Source organism: Bradyrhizobium sp., from assembly GCF_049512235.1.
Classification (GTDB): domain Bacteria; phylum Pseudomonadota; class Alphaproteobacteria; order Rhizobiales; family Xanthobacteraceae; genus Bradyrhizobium.
This window is the reverse complement of the sequence record NZ_JBEKXH010000026.1, coordinates 16,841-33,468: the sequence shown is the minus strand read 5'-3', so window position 1 is coordinate 33,468 and position 16,628 is coordinate 16,841. Positions and strand designations below refer to the sequence as shown.

The following is a 16,628-nucleotide window of genomic DNA, read 5'->3' as shown; positions in this document are numbered from 1 at the left end:
CGCACGGCGCTTGAAACCCACTTGCGGCATCAGCCGAAAAAAGTGAGCCGAAGCCGAATCAAGCGATTGCGCGGACTGCGCCAGCCGCAATACCGCCTTCGCGTTGGCGCGATACGAATATTCTACGATGTGGCAGACACGACCGTCCAGGTCTTGGCGATCGTGACCAAACTGGAGGCTGACTCATGGCTCGCACAATTCGCAAATCCGGAGTGAAGGAAGTTCCGCTCTCCGAAATCAAGGACGATCTGTCGCGGTATCTTCGCGAGGCCGAGACGCAGCAGATCGTCATCACGCGTCACGGCAAGCCGGCCGGAGTGCTGATCGGTTTCGAATCGGAGGAAGACTGGTTCGAGTATCGGCTCGAAAACGATCCCCGATTCTTGCGCCGCATCGAACAGGCGCGCGACAGTCTGCGCGCTGGCCGTGGGCTCAAGCTGGAAGACGTCGAAACGGACTGACGACTCGCGCTTTCCTGACAGGAGATGAGACAAAATGCTCGATGCCGCCATCAAGGCGCTTTCGCAGATCCTGTCGCCGCCGATGCGCTCCATCCTGTGGCGATCGATCGCTCTGGCGCTGGTTTTGATCACGGTGCTGGCGATCGGGCTGCAGCGGCTTTTGAGCTTTCTTGCGACCTCGGGCGAAGGCTGGGCCGAGGCGATGCTGGGCCCCAGCTCTCACACCCCGCTCAATGTGCTGTCATGGATCGTTTCGATCGCGGCCGGTTTCGGCGTGGTGTTCGGCGCGATATTCCTGATGCCCGCGATCACCTCGCTGGTGGCGAGCGTGTTCGTCGACGAGGTCGCCGACCATGTCGAGCGCGAACATTATCCGGCGGAGCGGCCGGGCGTGGCGCTGCCGTTCGGGCTCGCCGTCAGCGAAGGCGTCAAGACCGCGCTGCTGACCATTCTGGTCTATCTGATCGCGCTGCCGTTCGTGTTCGTGGCCGGCGCCGGCCTCATCGCCTTCTTCATCGCCACCGCCTGGCTGTTGGGGCGCGAATATTTCGAACTTGCGGCGATGCGCTTCCGGCCGCCTAAGGAAGCCAAGGCGATGCGCCGGGACAATGCCGCCATCGTGTTCAGCGCGGGGCTGGTGATCGCGGCCTTTGTCTCGATCCCGATCGTCAACCTGGCGACGCCTCTGTTCGGCATGGCCTTCATGGTCCACCTGCACAAGCGGCTCTCCGGCCCGCGGCCGGAGCTGATCGAGCGCGAGCGCAGCGTGCCGGCGCTGTGAGGCGGTCTATCGTCTCCCTCGCCCCGCTCTTCGCGGGGCGAGGTAAGCGCTCGCTGCCAGTTGTCACCATCGCGAGCGCGACCAGCCGAACCGCCGCATCAGCGCCTGCGCCATGCCAAACGGCGCGGGCGTAAAGGGGCCGGGCGGCGCGCGGGTCATCAGCGTGACCAAACCGAGCGCGAGGATCGCGATCCAGAAGATCAGCCAGAAACCGTCGATATAGGCCAGCACGTTGGCCTCGCGCTGTACCAGCGCCGAGAGCTCCCCCAAGGCCCGGGCCGACGCTGTGGCCGCGCCGCGGCCGGCGAAGCCGTGCGCGAACTGCCCGAGAATCCGGCCGACATCGGCGCTGCCGTTCTCCAGATGCTGCCCGAGAAAATTGGAATGGATTTGCTCACGGACCCGCAGCCAGGTGCCCATCAACGCTGTGCCGATCTCGGCGCCGCCGAGCCGCGTGACCTGGATGTAGGCCGCGGACGCGGTCGCCCGGGCCGGATCGGAGTTGGACAAAAGGATGATAATGAGGGGCAGCAGCGAAAAAGCCTGCCCGACCGATAGCAGCATCACGATGGTGATGAAATCGCCGGGGGCCCAATCATGGGTCAGTTGGGTTCCCAAGAGGTTCGCCGTGGCAAACGCCGAGAGGCCTGTTATCAGCGCGAGACGGGGATCGAAATGCCGGAGCAGGAAGATCGACACCGGCACCAGGACCAACATCGGCAGCACGCCATATTGCACCAGCAGCACGCCGCTTTCCTCCGGCCGCAGCAGGCCGACAGTGGCGAGAAAATTCGGCACCAGCGACGCATTCGACTGGTTGGCGAGCGTGTAGAACAGAATGACAAGCACAGCGAGCCCGACATTGCGCGAAAACAGCACGCTGACATGGGCCCAGGGCCGGCGAACCATCATCTCGTTGATCAGAAAGCCCAGGCATAACAGGGCGCCCGCGATCAATAGCGCCGCGACCGTGCCGGACCCCAGCCAATCCAGGCGATTGCCCTGATCGAGGCCGGCATAGATCATCGAGACGCCGGCGCCGAGCAGCAGCATGCCGCCCCAGTCGGCGTCCCTGACGACCTCCGGATTGACCGCCTCGTGCGGCGTGCCGAGATAGACCATCAGTCCCATCAGCGGCGCGACCAGCACGTCCTGCCAGTACAGCCACTGCCATCCCAGATGCTCGACATAGAAGCCGACCAGCGACGTACCGGCATCCAGCGCAAACCCGACCCTGATAGCATAGAGCGAGATCGCCGGCAGCCACCATCGCATCGGCAGGTTGCGGATGATGATCATCAGGGTGGCGGGAACGAACGTGCCAAGCAGCAGGCCATGCGCGATGCTCAGTGCAATCAGCGTGCTGTAGTCGCGCACGAACGGGGTTACCAGCGAGATCAGGGCGTAGAGCAGGCAGGGAATGCCGAGCACGCGGCGCAGGCCGAAGGCGGTCGCGAGCCAGGCCACCGAGGGTGCAATGAAGATCTGCGAGCCGATTGACGCCGTCGAGAGCCAGGCGCCCTCGTCGAAGCCGAGCGAAAAGGCGCCGCGCAGATCCGGCAACCCGACCGAGGTCAGCCGGCTGTCGAAGTTCGCAAGAAAGCAGCCGAGCAGCACGGCGCCGACCGCAAACATCGGTTGCGGGGCAATGCCGCCACGCGAGATCGGCCCCGGATCGGCGCTACTTCTTTCCGCCATCCGTCCCCGCTCCGCCGGTATCGATGCGGGTGACAACCGACATCCCCGGCAGCAGACGATCCAGCAATGGCTGGCCCTTATCGAGTGCGATCCGGACCGGAATGCGCTGAACCACCTTGGTGAAATTGCCGGTGGCGTTGTCGGGCGGCAGCAGCGCGAACTGCGACCCGCTGGCGGGCGCGATGCGCTCGACGCGGCCATGCAGCCGCTCGCCCGGAAAACTGTCGACGGTGACCTCGACCGGCTGGCCTGGCCTGACCCGGGTCAGCTGGGTTTCCTTGTAGTTGGCGATGACATAGACGTCCGGCAGCGGCACGACGTTGATGAGGTTGCTGCCGACATCGACATAGTCGTTGGGCTGCACCTCCCGCTCGCCGACGACGCCGTCGAACGGCGCCACGATCCTGGTGTAGCCAAGCTTGAGCCTTGCCGCCGACAGCGCGGCCTTGGCACCCAACACATCCGCCGCGCGCTGCTTCTTGTTCCCTGCGAGCACCTCCAACTGGTGGCGCTGTTCGGCGATCACGGCCCGGCTCGCCCGGACATCGGCCTGGGCACGGGCATAGGCTGCCACCGCCTGTTCAAGCTTTTGCCTGGTTCCGGCGTCGGTGTGTTCCAGCGACTGTTGCCGGTCCTGTTCCTGGCGGGTCTCGACCTCCTGAGCCTGCGCGGCCACCAGTTGGGCCTCGCCCTGCGCGATGGTCGCGTATTGCAGTTCGACCTGGTTGCCGAGATTGTCGAGCGCCGCCTGCGCTCCGGCGACGCCGGCCTCGGCCTGGGCGACCTGCGCCGCGTAGTCGGCGGGATCGATTTGAACCAGGAGATCGCCGGCCTTGACCCGCTGGAAATCGTTGACGGCGACGGTGAGAATCTCACCGGCGACGCGGCTGCTCAGCCGGGTCGTATCGGCCTTGACATAGGCATCGTCGGTGCTCTGGATCACGGCGCTGCCGACCCAGGCATCCCAGCGCAGCGTGGCCAGCGCGATCAACACGAATGCGATCACCACGGCGAGCAGCGGAATCGCGAGACGGCGTGCGGAACCCGGCTCCGCCGGCAGCGGCTTTGGCGCGTTGGCGGCCGCGGCAAGCGCCGCTGAGGAGGGTGTCGTCGCAGTCCTTATCGTGGCGGCCGGGCTGATCTGATCCTGCTGACTCAAGGGACCCCCGCTCTGAAGCATGCTAGCCCGGGGCAAGGAACCAGGGATGGTACCGCGCACCGGGAGATACACCGGATGTCAGGCGCGATTATGCCTCAGACCGTCTTCTCCGGCCAGCGGCAGAGATCGTTGATCAGGCATACCTCGCAACGCGGCTTGCGGGCGACGCAGGTGTAGCGTCCGTGCAGGATCAGCCAGTGATGGGCGTGCCGCATGAATTCGGCAGGGATCACGCGCTCGAGACCCAGCTCGACGTCGAGCGGGGTAGCGCCGGGCGCCAGCCCGGTGCGATTGCCGACGCGAAAGACGTGGGTGTCGACCGCCAAAGTGGGTTCGCCAAAGGCCATGTTGAGTACGACATTGGCGGTCTTGCGGCCGGCGCCGGGCAGCGACTCAAGCTCGGCGCGGGTGCGCGGCACCTCGCTGCCGAAATCGGCGATCAGTCTTTCCGACAGCGCGATGACGTTCTTGGCCTTGGTGCGGTAGAGCCCGATGGTCTTGATATGATCGCGCAACCGCTCCTCGCCGAGCGCGAGCATTTTCTGCGGCGTATCGGCAACTTCAAACAGCACGCGCGTCGCCTTGTTGACGCCGGCGTCGGTGGCCTGCGCCGACAGCACGACCGCGACCAGGAGCGTGTAGGGGTTGAGATGCTCCAGTTCGCCCTTCGGTTCGGGATTGGCCTTGCGGAACCGGCTGAACGCCTCCTGGATTTCAGCCGGGGTCCAGGGCCTGAAGGTAGCAGCGGATTTTTTAGCCGCGCGCGGCGGGCTCGCCGCGGGTCTTTTCGTTGGTTTATTTTGCCGCGGCGGCGCTGCGGCGGGACCCCGGGACTTGCCTGCGCGTTGAGGCGCGGCACCTGCCTTGTTTTTTTTGGGCTGAGGTCTGCGGATGATTTTCGCCATGATTGAGGGTATACTGATAGGTCATGACCGCAGGCAACGCCTTTGATCCGCAAACCCCGCCGGAATTATTTTCAGCGTTGCTGACGCCGCACCGCTCGCTGAACCGCACCGGTTTTCTGGTGGTGATGGCCTTTCTCAGTTTCGTCAGCTTCGCCGCCGGCGTTGGTTTTCTGCTGATGGGCGCATGGCCGGTGTTCGGCTTTTTCGGCCTCGATGTGCTGGCGGTCTACTGGGCCTTCCGGGTCAATTTCCGCGCCGCCAGGGCATCGGAGGAAATTTCGGTGACGCCGTCGGAGCTGCGGGTGCGCCGGGTCAGCCACCGCGGTGATGTCGTGGAATTCGTGCTCAATCCGCTATGGGTGCGGCTCGATCAGGTGACCCATGAGGAATACGGCGTCGAGAAGCTTTATCTGGTCTCCAAGGGCCGCCACATCGCGGTCGGGAGTTTTCTGGGGCCCGACGAAAAGGCAAGTTTCGCCAAGGCTTTGACGGCGGCGCTGCAGGCCGCGCGGCGCGGCCCGAGCTATAATCCGCTGTCATGAAAGACGGTCGGGAATCGGGTGGTTTGAACCTCGGGCCCGGCGTACATCATGGCGCATGATGAACCTTGCCATTAATGACCATCGCCTGGCCAAGCCCGGGCCCCACCAGAACGCCGCGCTGCGCGACTATGATTCGGTGCGGCGCGCCATCGCCTTCATCTCGGAACACTGGCGCGCGCAGCCGACCATCGAAGCGATGGCGGATGCGGCCGGCGTCACGCCGGACGAACTGCACCATCTGTTTCGCCGCTGGGCCGGGCTGACCCCAAAAGCCTTCATGCAGGCGCTGACGCTCGATCACGCCAAGGGCCTGCTGCGCGATTCCGCCAGCGTGCTCGACGCCGCCCTCGACTCCGGGCTTTCCGGTCCCGGGCGGTTGCACGATTTGTTCGTCACCCATGAGGCGATGTCGCCGGGCGAATGGAAGAACGGCGGCGCCGGCATGACGCTGCGCCACGGCTTTCATTCCTCGCCATTCGGCTCGGCCATCGTGATCGCCAGCGGCCGCGGCCTTGCGGGTCTTGCCTTCGCCGACCCCGGCGAGGAACAGGCGGCGCTCGCCGATATGCAGCGGCGCTGGCCACAGGCCGGTTACGTCGAGGATCATCCCGGCACGGCGGCGCTGGCGCAGCGCATCTTCGACACCAGACTGTGGCGCGCCGATCAGCCGCTGCGCGTGGTGCTGATCGGCACCGATTTCGAGGTTCGGGTGTGGGAGACGCTGCTCAAAATCCCGATGGGCCGCGCGGTCTGCTATTCCGATATCGCCGCCAAAATCGAAAGCCCCAAGGCCTCACGCGCGGTCGGCGCGGCGGTCGGCAAGAACCCGATCTCGTTCGTGGTGCCCTGCCATCGCGCGCTCGGCAAGAGCGGCGCGCTGACCGGCTATCACTGGGGCCTCACCCGCAAGCAGGCGATGATCGGCTGGGAAGCCGGGCGAATGGGGCTGCAATCGTGATGGCCTAGCCCTGAACCCTGCTTTCAGCAGCGATTGAGGAGGAATGAAGTAGTTCACCAGCCGGTCGAGGTCGGCGAGCAGCTTGGCCAGTTGCTTTTCATGGTGACCGGATCATCCGTCGGCGCGACTGTGCAACTGAACCATCGGCTTTCACCAACCCGAAATTGATTTCAGTCCGCATAAGCGGCTCCGCATGGAACCGCCCGTCTGAAACGGAATCTTAAAAGCAGTTGCCTAGCGTCCGGCTCCAAAAGGTTCTTGGAGCGCGCCGCGCCGTGAACAGACTTATCGCGATCATCGACTGGTTTATTCCGAACGCATCAAGGGCGGAACGGTCGCAGCTCGGCCTCGCGCGGAATTTTGTCTGCAGCCTCCTGTTCGGCCCGATCCTGTCGCAATCGATCAGCGTGTTCCTTTATCGCAGCGACCCGCATCCAGGCTTCGCATGCTGGACCGTCATCGCCTGCGTGTGGCTGTTCTGGATATTGCCCTTCGTCTACAAGTGGACCGCCAACCTGCAACTGTCCGCGCTTCTGTCCGTGGAACTACTGGCCTTCGCGTCCTTGTTCGGCGCGTTTCATTATGGCGGGGTCAGTTCGCCCTTCATGCCCTGGCTGATCGTCAGCCTTTTGCTCGGGTTTTTCTATCTGTCGGAACGGCCGTTGCTGGTGCTCGGGCTGTTCAGCGCGAACATCCTGGGCTTCTGCATCGCCTACCTGTGGTGGGGTTTCCCGGAACTGGTGCCGCCGGAGCAATTGTCGATCCTGGCTTGGATATCGATCCTCGCGGCCACGATCTATATGTCGTGGAAGGCGATCTATTACGCCAACATGATCGCGATGCGCTCCCAACTTGAACGCGAGGCGGTACGGCATCGCGAGACCGCGATCCATTTGCGCCGGGCGAAGGACATGGCCGAAGTGGCCAACCGCGCCAAGTCGATCTTTCTCGCCAAGATGAGCCATGAGCTTCGCACCCCCCTTAACGCGGTGATCGGCTTCAGCGAGATTCTGCTCAAGGACGTCGACCCGGGCGCCGGTAACGCGCGCAAGAAGTTCGAGCTGGAGCGGATCAACGCCGCCGGCCGGCACCTGTTGTCGCTGGTGACTGACTTGCTCGATCGCTCGAAGATCGAGGCCGATGTCGTCGAGTTGAAGATCGAGCCGTTCGATTTGAACAAGATGATTCGGGAAGTGGTCGCCAGTGTTCAGCCGCTGATTTCCGAACGGGCGAACAGGCTGGTGATAGAATGCCCCGATGATATCGGAATGGCTCGCACCGATCGGACCAAGCTCCAACAGGTGGCGCTCAATCTGTTGAGCAATGCGGCAAAGTTCACTCACGGCGGTACCATCAAGCTTGCCGTCCGGCGTCGCAAGCGTGAAGCGGGCGCGGGCGACTTTATCGAGATCGAGGTTCAGGATACCGGCATCGGCATCGCGGTGTCCGAAATGTCCCGGTTGTTTCAGAACTTTGGGCAGGCCACCGCGGCAACCTCGGGCAAATTCGGCGGAACAGGGTTGGGACTGGCGATCAGCCAGGAGCTGTGCACCCTGATGGGCGGCACCATTTCCGTAACGTCGGAGCCAAGTGAGGGATCGTGCTTCACCATCGCGATCCCCGCGCTGGCCAGCGAACGGAGCGCTATCGAAGATAAGCAACCAGCCATCGCGCCGCAGCCTGCCGCCGCTCCAGTCTTCTGAAAGATATTCATGTCAAAGTCGTATGCATTTTCCAGCACCATGAGTTCCCGGAAGCCCGAAGCCGGCGACGGGGCTCGCGGCAACCTGGATCCAGCGCCGCGCCTGCTCATCGTCGATGATGTCAGCGACAACCGCGCGGTTCTGACACGACGGTTCCAAAGCCGCGGCTTTCAGATCGTCGAGGCCGAAAATGGCCTCGAAGCGCTCGAATTGATCGAGACCGGCGCCTTCGACCTCGTCCTTCTTGACATCGTCATGCCGGGCATCGACGGGATCGAGACCCTCAGACGAATCCGCTCACAACGATCGCCATCCGAACTGCCCGTGATCATGGTCACGGCGAAAGCCGAGAACACCGATGTCGTCCATGCGCTCGAAGCCGGCGCCAACGACTATGTTACGAAGCCGGTCGACTTTGCCGTCGCGCTGGCGCGCGTGAATACGCAGCTCAGCCGGAAAAAGGCGGAAAGGCTTCTGATTGAAGCCAACCGGAAGCTGAATATGGAAATTGCCCTCCGCGAGGAATCGCAGGCGCAGTCCCACTATCTTGCCTATCATGATCCCCTCACCGGTCTCGGCAACCGCCTCCTTTTCAAGAGCCATCTGGAGACGATACTTGGCGAGGTCCCGGCTACCGCGCATCCGATAGCGGTTCTGCTTCTCGACCTCGACGGCTTCAAGGGCGTGAACGAAGCGCTGGGCCACTCCGTCGGCGATCTGCTCCTGAAGTCGATCGCGGGCCGGCTGCGCGACATCCTGCAAGCGACCGATCGCATCGCGCGGCTCGGCGGCGACGAATTCGCCATCCTGCAGACGTCGATGCCGCAGCCCGCTTCGTCGGTCGCGCTCGCGGAAAAAATCATCGAGCTCACGGCCGCCACGCGCAGCATCGATGGCCATGACGTCACGGTCGGCGCCAGCGTCGGAATTGCGATCGGCGAGCCCGGCGAAATCGACGCCGGGCATTTCCTCAAGCGCGCCGATCTCGCCATGTATGGCGCCAAGTCCGGCGGCCGCGGCACCTACCGGATCTTCGATCCCGAAATGGATTGTCAGGTCCAGGCCCGGCGCCTGCTCGAGCGCGACATGCGCCAGGGGCTGGTGCAGAACTGCTTCCGTCTGCATTACCAGCCGCTCGTCAACCTGCAGACCCGGAAGGTGACCGGCTTCGAGGCATTGATGCGATGGCAGCATCCCGAGCGCGGCCTGGTGTCGCCGCTCGAGTTCGTTCCGTTCGCCGAGGAGATCGGCCTGATCGTCCCGCTCGGGGAATGGGCGCTGCGGCAGGCCTGCAGCGAGGCGATGAACTGGCCCGACGATATCGGCGTTGCCGTCAATCTCTCGCCCGTGCAATTCAAAAAGGGCAGTCTGGCTTCGGCCGTCGTCAGCGCGCTGGCGTCATCCGGCCTGCCGGCGTCCCGTCTCGAACTGGAAGTGACGGAGTCGATCCTGCTGGAGAAGTCCGACAGCAACATCGAAATTCTCAATCAGCTGCGGGGGCTCGGCGTGCGAATATCGATGGATGATTTCGGCACCGGCTATTCCAGCATCGGCTATCTCCGCAACTTCCGCTTCGACAAGATCAAGATCGACCGTTCGTTCGTGCAGGACCTGATGGAGGATGACGGATGCCTTGCCATCGTCCGCGCGGTCGTCGGTCTCGGCAAGAGTTTCGGCATCAGAACGATCGCGGAAGGCGTCGAGACCGAGGCGCAGCTGGAGCGGCTCGCTCTGGAAGGCTGCACCGAGGTGCAGGGGTATCTATACAGCAGGCCGGTACCGGCCGATCAGGTCCCGGCGCTGCTCGCCGAGATCACCCGCAAGCGCCTCGCTTTTGAGATGAAGAACCTTTCATGATGGGTTTGCGCTCCCCCGGAGCGTAGCGCAGCTGCGCGGTGGTGGGGAGGCGCTTGTTCGCGGAGTTTATCATGGGGTCATTGGGCGCTTCCGGCCTGGGCGAGCTTTGGCCGCACCCGATTTGACAGCCTGACCCATTTGGCCCCAGCATGACCGGTAACGGCCGATGGCAACGACAACTGGCCGAACAAAATCCCGGAGGAAACCATGCCGATCACCCGCCGTGAATTCGCGCAGGGCGGCGCGGCCACGGCAGCCGCCGCCGCGCTCTCATTCCCGATGCCTGCGATCGCGCAAGCCGTGCCGATCAGGCTGGGCTGGCTGGCGGCGTTGACCGGCGCCAGTTCGGCGCCGGCGATCGGCTTCAACCGCGGCGTGGTCTGGGCCGCCGAGAGCATCAACAAGGCCGGCGGCGTCAAGGGCCGCATGATCGAAGTCCTGACGCGCGACACCCAGGGCGATCCGACCAAGGCGGTCAACGCCACGCAGGAGATGATTTCCGCGCTCAAGGTCGACGCGATCTGGGGACCGACCAATTCCGGCGAGTCGCTCGCGGTCACGCCGATCATGGCGCGCGCCAGGATGCCGAACATTCACCCTTGCGTGGTCGATACCCTGATCGATCCGCGGAAATATCCGAACGCCTTCCGCATGGCGCCCTCCAACGGCCAATGGGATGACGCGGTGCGCGGCTATTGTCTCAATGTCCTGAAAGTCAAAAAGATCGCCGTGATCGGCGATACCACCGGATACGGCACCACGGCCGTCAACGCCTCCGTCAGCGCCTTCAAGAAGGATGGCGCCGACGTGGTCTATCAGGCCAATATCGACGCCACCCAGCCCGACATGGCGCCGGACATGCTGCGCGCCAAAAACGCCGGCGCCGAGGCGATCGTGGTCTGGAGCGTTTCCACCGGCATGGAGGCGCGGATGTTCAACACCCGCGCCGCGATGAATTGGGACCTGCCCTTTGTCGGGCATCCCTCGATGGCCTCGGGCGACGTCGCCAATCTCGTCGAGAAGCGGGAGAACTGGAACAAGGTGTACGCCGTCGGCTATCGCAGTTGCAGTTTCGACGCATCCGGCAAATTGCCGCCGCGATCGGCCGAATTCGTCGATCGCATCAAGGGCCAGGTGGCGCTGTCGGACACGCTGTTGTGGTGGGTCGCGGGCGGCGTCGACGCGGTCAATCTGGTCGCCAAGGCGGTCGAGACGACAGGCGGCTCGTCGAGCGCTGATATCATCGGCTACTGGAACTCCTTGCGCAAATATCCGGGGCTGTTCGGCGACTACACCTTCACGCCGGAGCAGCATAATGGCTATCCGACCGAAGATGTGGTGATGTCGGAAGCCAGTTCCGCGAGGGATGGCGCATTCTCGCTGGCGCCGGGCTACAAGTAGGCAGCACGGAGATGGTGGCCTCCATCCTGGCGTCGGGTCTAGCGGTCGGCGCGGTCTACGCGCTGATCGGACTGACCTACAACACGATGTTCTCGGCCTCGCGCGTGATGAGCTTTACGGCGGGACAGCTGGGCATGCTCGGCGGGGTGTTCGGCTCGCTGTTTGTCCTGCGGCTCGGGCTGCCGATGATCGCGGGATTTTTTCTGACGCTTGTCTGCTGCGCCATCGTCGGCATCGTCACCGAGATCGTGGCGGTGCGGCCGGTCCTGAAGAACCTCGACCAGCATCTCTACGTGCTCTCGACGCTGGCGCTCGCCTTGATGATCCAGCAGGTGACCGCGATCGAGTGGAGCACCGAGCCGCAACCATTCCCGCGCATCCTGGGCATCGGCTCCGGCGGCATCGGGGACGAAAAATTCTGGCTGCCGATCGTGTCCTGCGCCGCCGCCATTGCCGGCCTTGAACTCTTGTATCGCCACACCCTGGTCGGTCGCGCCTTCCTCGCCATCGCCGAGGACAATTTTGCCGCCCGCGCCCTCGGCCTGCCCGAACGCAATCTGCGAATCGCAAGCTTTGCCCTGGCCGGCATGATCGGGGCGCTGGCGGGCTTTTCCGGCGGCGCGCTGCTGCTCGCCTTCGTCGCCAATGGCGCGCTGCTCAATTTCTACGGCTTCGTTCCGGTCGCGCTCGGCGGGCTCGGCAACAATCGCGGCGCCATCGTCGGCGGTTTCGCGCTCGGCGTATTCCAGCAGGCCGCGAACTTCTGGATCGGGGGCATCTTCTCCTCGGTCGCGGTCTTCGTGCTGTTCATCATCGTATTGCTCGCGGCCCCGCAAGGCCTGTTCGGCTCGCACGCGGCGCGGAGGGTATGATGGAAGGCTCGGGCATCGTGGCCGTCAACCTTCGCGCAGACCATAAGGCCGGCGCCCCACTGTCGCAGATTGCCCCGCTGGTCGCGGTGTTCGGGCTCGCGATCCTGGTTCCATTCGTCAGCAACGACTACTGGGTGCTGATCGCGACCCGCGCCGCGATCTATTGGGTGCTGGTCGCCGGGCTGAACCTGATGATCGGCTTTGCCGGCCAGCTCGCGATCGGCTACGTCGCGTTGCTGACGCTTGGCGCCTACACCACGAGCGTGCTCGCGGCCGGCAATGTGACACCGCCGCTCAACCCCTTCCTTGCACTCGGCGTCGCGGCGCTGTTCGGCGCCGTGTTCGGGGTCATCGTTGGACTGCCGGCGCTGCGGCTGCGCACCTTCTATTTCGCGATCTCGACGCTGGGTTTTGCGACCATCGTGACCCAGATCGCGCTGGCCTGGCAGAGCGTGACCGGCGGCGGCATCGGCCTGCCGGGTCCGGAGTTTCCGGTGCCGCTCGATAGCCACGCCGGCTTCTTCTACTTCTGTCTTTCGGCCGCCGCGCTCGTTACCCTGATGACTTTCAACATCGCGCATAGCCGCTTCGGCCGCGCGCTGATCGCGATACGCGACGCCGAGGTCGCCGCGGAAGCGAGCGGGATCGGAAAGCCGCGCCTGCTGCTGACCGTGTTCGTGTTTGCCGGCGCGGCGGCGGCGGTGGCGGGCGGCTTGTTCGCCAGCCTGCAGACCTACATCACCCCCGATGCGTTCACGTTCGATCTGTCGGTGCTGTTCTTCATCGCCGTGCTGATCGGCGGCCGCGGCTCGATTCTCGGACCTCTGTTCGGCACCGTGATCCTGACGCTGCTGCCGGAATTCGCGGCCCCACTGGCGGCATGGTCGACCTTCCTCTATGCGGTCCTGCTGCTGCTGATCGTGCTGGTGGCGCCGGGCGGCATCGCGGCCTTGCTCGACTTCGGCGGCCGCAAACCGCTTTCCAGCGACCGAGCCATCGTCCCGCAGCCCGCGCTGCTGGATTCCCTCATCGCCGCCAAGGCCGCCGGCACGGGCCTCGCCCTGCGCCATATCGTGCTCTCGTTCGGCGGCGTGCGCGCGGTCGATGGCGTCGATCTCGATATCGCTCGGAGCGAAATTCATGGGCTGATCGGCCCCAACGGCAGCGGCAAGACCACGACCCTGAACGTGATCTCCGGCTATTATCGCCCCGAGACCGGCGCGGTGACGCTGGACGGCCGACCGCTCGATCCCGGCAGGCCGGAAAGCCGGGCCGGACGCGGCATCGCGCGCACCTTCCAGACCCCGCGCATCATCGGCGAAGCTTCAGTGCTGCAGAACGTCATGATCGGCGGCAACATCCGGGGCCGCGCCAGCTTCGCGGAGGCGATGCTGCTGCTGCCGCGGCATCGCGCCGACGAGACGATGCTGCGCGAGGACGCGTTGCGGGCGTTGCGCGCAGTCGGACTAGGCAGCCTCGCCGATGTCAGGGCCGACCGTTTGCAGCACAGCGAGCTGCGCTTCATCGAGATCGCGCGGGCGCTGATGTCGCAGCCTTCCTTCATCCTGCTGGACGAGCCGGCGGCCGGGCTCGCGGCCGACGAAATCAGCCGCCTCGGGCTTTTGATTCAGGAGATCGCCCGCCGCGGCGTCGGTGTCCTGCTGGTCGAGCATCATGCCGACCTGATCTTCGAGATCTGCCACCAGGTCACGGTACTCAACCTCGGCCGGGTGTTGGCTGCGGGAACGCCGGCCGAAATCCGCGCGCACAAGGAGGTCGTCAGTGCCTATCTCGGCTGATGCGCCCCTGCTCGATGTCAACGGGCTCGCTTCCGGCTATGGCAAGCTCAGGGTGCTGCACGGCGTCGACCTGACGGTGCGGTCCGGCGAGATCGTGGCTCTGCTCGGACCTAACGGGGCCGGCAAGACAACCTTGTTGCGGGCGGTTTCCGGCCTGTTGCCCTGCGATGCCGGCAGCGTCCAATTTGGTGGCCGCGCGCTGGGAAATACCGGAGCGCGCGAGACCGCCCGCGCCGGTATCGCTCATGTCATCGAAGGCCATCGCATCTTCACCCAGCAAACCGTGGCCGACAACCTCCTGCTCGCGGCCTATGACCTGCCGCGCGGCGAGCGCGCTTCCCGCATCGAGGAGGCGCTGTCGTGGTTTCCCGAGATCGCCGCGAAGCGGCACGACCGGGGGTCGAGCTTGAGCGGCGGCCAGCAGCAGATGCTGGCGGTGGCGCAGGGCTTGGTGCGGCGGCCGCGCCTTTTGATGCTCGACGAGCCCTCGGCCGGACTGTCGCCAGTATTGGTCGATCGCGTGCTCGGCGTGGTGACAAGACTGCGCGATACCGGCACGGCGGTGTTGCTGGTCGAGCAATTGATCGAAAAGGCTGTTGCGGTTGCCGACCGCGTCTATGCCCTGGCGCAAGGCCTGGTGGTGCTCGAAGCGCCGGCCAGCACGCCGGATCTGGCGCATCAGCTCGAGCGCGCTTATTTCGGACATCGGGAAGGCGGGCGGACACCGGCCGTATTGGCGCCGCCAACGTGAGCGCCATCACCGATCCAGTCGATTCGATGCGAGGGCGGCGCCATGAAGCTGACGCTGGCGCTGCCTTCGACGCCATCGACCGGCGCCGCAGCCAGTTGATCCAGCGCCGCGTCTGCGACCGGCGCCTCGAGCGAGACGATTTCGGCGCCGGCGTTCACGCCGTCAGATCGAGCTTCGAGGCCACCGTGGAGTCGGCATTGAGGCGGTAGATGATCGGCGCGCCGGTGGCGAGTTCGCGTGCCAGAATCTGCGTCGGCGTGAGTTTCTCCAGCACCATGATCAGCGCCCGCAGCGAATTGCCGTGGGCGGCGACCAGCGTGCGCTCGCCGCGCAGGACGCAGGGCAGGATCTCCTGGACGTAATAGGGCAGCGCGCGCGCCAGCGTATCCTTCAGGCTTTCGCCGCCCGGCGGCGGCACGTCATAGGAACGCCGCCAGATTTGCACCTGCTCCTCGCCCCATTTCTTGCGGGCGTCGTCCTTGTTGAGGCCGGAGAGATCGCCGTAATCGCGCTCGTTGAGCGCGAGGTTCTTTTCTGTCCGAAGCCCGACCTGGCCGATCTCGGCGAGCATCAGGTCGAGGGTATGCTGCGCGCGCTTCAAGACCGATGTGAAGGCGATATCGAATTCAAGCCCCCGCGCCTTGAGCTTGCGCCCGGCTTCTTTCGCCTCGGCAACACCCTGCTCGGAGAGGTCAACATCCCTCCAGCCGGTGAAGAGATTCTTCAGGTTCCATTCGCTCTGGCCGTGCCGCACCAGCACGAGAAGACGATCACTCATGGGGTTGATTTCCACATCGGTTTAGAAGTCGGTCAGTCCGAGCACGTCGGTCATCGAATACAGCCCGGGCTGCTTGTCGCGCGCCCACAGCGCGGCCTTGATCGCCCCTTGCGCGAACATGGTGCGGTCCTCGGCCCGGTGCGTCAGCTCGATCCGTTCCATCGCGCCGGCAAAGATCACGCTGTGATCGCCGGTGACGGTGCCGCCGCGCAAGGACGCAAAGCCGATATCGCCGGGTCGCCGCGCGCCGGTATGACCGTCGCGGCCGCGTGCCGAATGGGCGTCGAGCGAAACCCTGCGGCCCGCGGCCGCGGCCTCGCCGAGCAGGAACGCGGTGCCCGAGGGCGCGTCGATCTTTTCCCGGTGATGCATTTCCAGGATCTCGATGTCAAAGCTTTGGTCCAGCGACTGCGCGACGCGCTTGACCAGCGCCGCCAACAGGTTGATGCCGAGGCTCATATTGCCCGACTTCACCACGGTGGCGCGCGAGGTGACGCTCTGGATTACGGCATCGTCCGAGGCCGACAGACCGGTGGTGCCGATGACATGAACCAGGCGCCGCTGGGCGGCGATGGCGACATTGGCGATGGTCGCACCCGGCACCGTGAAGTCGAGAATGCCGTCGGCATTCGAGGACATCGACCACAGGTCGGCCGACAGCAGCACACCATTGTCGGACAGACCCGCCAGCACGCCGGCATCCTTGCCCAGAAGTTCAGATCCGGGAGCCTCGAGCGCACCGGTCAGCACCGCGCCGGGAGTTTCCGAGATCACGCGCGTCAGCGCGCGGCCCATCCGGCCGCCAGCCCCGGCAACGATCAAGCGCATGTCGGACATTTTTTCACCTCGCCCTTGCGGTATAGCCGGGTCGGGAAGTTCCGGCAACCAACAGGCTTCGGCTGGCGTGTCGATCCACCCGCCACGCGGGATAGCCACTATGCGCCGTGGCCAGGCGGCCCCCGG

General features: G+C 64.8%; 16 protein-coding genes. 11 read left to right on the top strand and 5 right to left on the bottom strand.

Going from position 1 to position 16,628, the window contains the following annotated elements; translation table 11 throughout:
• The 3 genes from ABSG20_RS04330 to ABSG20_RS04320 all read left to right on the top strand — a co-directional run.
• Positions 1-216: type II toxin-antitoxin system RelE family toxin (locus tag ABSG20_RS04330; RefSeq protein WP_423863251.1), on the top strand; the 216-nt coding region annotated here is incomplete at its 5' end.
• Positions 186-461: a type II toxin-antitoxin system Phd/YefM family antitoxin gene (locus tag ABSG20_RS04325; RefSeq protein WP_423863250.1), complete on the top strand. Its 276-nt coding sequence runs from the start codon at positions 186-188 to the stop codon at positions 459-461. The genes ABSG20_RS04330 and ABSG20_RS04325, both read left to right, overlap by 31 nt.
• 34 nt (positions 462-495) lie before the next feature.
• Positions 496-1,242, top strand: coding sequence for a sulfate transporter family protein (locus ABSG20_RS04320; RefSeq protein ID WP_423863249.1), 747 nt, complete (start codon positions 496-498; stop codon positions 1,240-1,242).
• 63 nt (positions 1,243-1,305) lie between these two features.
• Here ABSG20_RS04320 and ABSG20_RS04315 read toward each other — a convergent pair whose 3' ends face one another.
• The 3 genes from ABSG20_RS04315 to nth form a co-directional block, all read right to left on the bottom strand.
• Positions 1,306-2,940, bottom strand: coding sequence for an MFS transporter (locus ABSG20_RS04315; RefSeq protein ID WP_423863248.1), 1,635 nt, complete (start codon positions 2,938-2,940; stop codon positions 1,306-1,308).
• Positions 2,924-4,099: an HlyD family secretion protein gene (locus ABSG20_RS04310; protein ID WP_423863247.1), complete on the bottom strand. Its 1,176-nt coding sequence runs from the start codon at positions 4,097-4,099 to the stop codon at positions 2,924-2,926. The genes ABSG20_RS04315 and ABSG20_RS04310 overlap by 17 nt, the downstream gene beginning before the upstream one ends.
• A gap of 95 nt (positions 4,100-4,194) precedes the next feature.
• Positions 4,195-5,004 (bottom strand): endonuclease III, encoded by an 810-nt coding sequence (gene nth / locus ABSG20_RS04305; RefSeq protein ID WP_423863246.1) that lies wholly within the window; start codon positions 5,002-5,004, stop codon positions 4,195-4,197.
• A 23-nt stretch (positions 5,005-5,027) separates the two neighbouring features.
• Here nth and ABSG20_RS04300 point away from each other — a divergent pair, with 23 nt between their 5' ends.
• The 8 genes from ABSG20_RS04300 (at position 5,028) to ABSG20_RS04265 (ending at position 14,887) form a co-directional block, all read left to right on the top strand.
• Positions 5,028-5,546: a DUF2244 domain-containing protein gene (locus ABSG20_RS04300; protein ID WP_423863245.1), complete on the top strand. Its 519-nt coding sequence runs from the start codon at positions 5,028-5,030 to the stop codon at positions 5,544-5,546.
• A gap of 55 nt (positions 5,547-5,601) precedes the next feature.
• Complete coding sequence (locus tag ABSG20_RS04295) at positions 5,602-6,504, top strand: methylated-DNA--[protein]-cysteine S-methyltransferase (RefSeq protein WP_423863244.1); 903 nt, start codon at positions 5,602-5,604, stop codon at positions 6,502-6,504.
• A 275-nt stretch (positions 6,505-6,779) separates the two neighbouring features.
• Positions 6,780-8,207 carry a sensor histidine kinase gene (locus ABSG20_RS04290; RefSeq protein WP_423863243.1) on the top strand — a complete coding sequence of 476 codons (1,428 nt, stop codon included), beginning with the start codon at positions 6,780-6,782 and terminating at the stop codon, positions 8,205-8,207.
• A 9-nt stretch (positions 8,208-8,216) separates the two neighbouring features.
• A complete protein-coding gene (locus ABSG20_RS04285) occupies positions 8,217-10,064 on the top strand; it encodes a putative bifunctional diguanylate cyclase/phosphodiesterase (RefSeq protein ID WP_423863242.1) in 1,848 nt (615 codons plus the stop codon).
• A gap of 207 nt (positions 10,065-10,271) precedes the next feature.
• The gene (locus ABSG20_RS04280) at positions 10,272-11,465 is read left to right on the top strand and encodes an ABC transporter substrate-binding protein (RefSeq protein ID WP_423863241.1); all 1,194 of its coding nucleotides are present in this window, start codon (positions 10,272-10,274) and stop codon (positions 11,463-11,465) included.
• Positions 11,466-11,476: 11 nt separating this feature from the next.
• Positions 11,477-12,337 (top strand): branched-chain amino acid ABC transporter permease, encoded by an 861-nt coding sequence (locus ABSG20_RS04275; protein ID WP_423863240.1) that lies wholly within the window; start codon positions 11,477-11,479, stop codon positions 12,335-12,337.
• Complete coding sequence (locus tag ABSG20_RS04270) at positions 12,337-14,136, top strand: branched-chain amino acid ABC transporter ATP-binding protein/permease (protein ID WP_423863239.1); 1,800 nt, start codon at positions 12,337-12,339, stop codon at positions 14,134-14,136. The genes ABSG20_RS04275 and ABSG20_RS04270 overlap by 1 nt, the downstream gene beginning before the upstream one ends.
• Positions 14,120-14,887: an ABC transporter ATP-binding protein gene (locus ABSG20_RS04265; protein ID WP_423863238.1), complete on the top strand. Its 768-nt coding sequence runs from the start codon at positions 14,120-14,122 to the stop codon at positions 14,885-14,887. Before ABSG20_RS04270 ends, ABSG20_RS04265 begins: the two co-directional genes overlap by 17 nt.
• 154 nt (positions 14,888-15,041) lie before the next feature.
• Here the strand turns inward: ABSG20_RS04265 and ABSG20_RS04260 are convergent, their stop codons facing one another.
• Positions 15,042-15,665 (bottom strand): 2,3-bisphosphoglycerate-dependent phosphoglycerate mutase, encoded by a 624-nt coding sequence (locus tag ABSG20_RS04260; protein WP_423863237.1) that lies wholly within the window; start codon positions 15,663-15,665, stop codon positions 15,042-15,044.
• Positions 15,666-15,686: 21 nt separating this feature from the next.
• A complete protein-coding gene (dapB, locus tag ABSG20_RS04255; RefSeq protein WP_423863236.1) occupies positions 15,687-16,502 on the bottom strand; it encodes a 4-hydroxy-tetrahydrodipicolinate reductase in 816 nt (271 codons plus the stop codon).
• Positions 16,503-16,628: the final 126 nt, after the last annotated feature.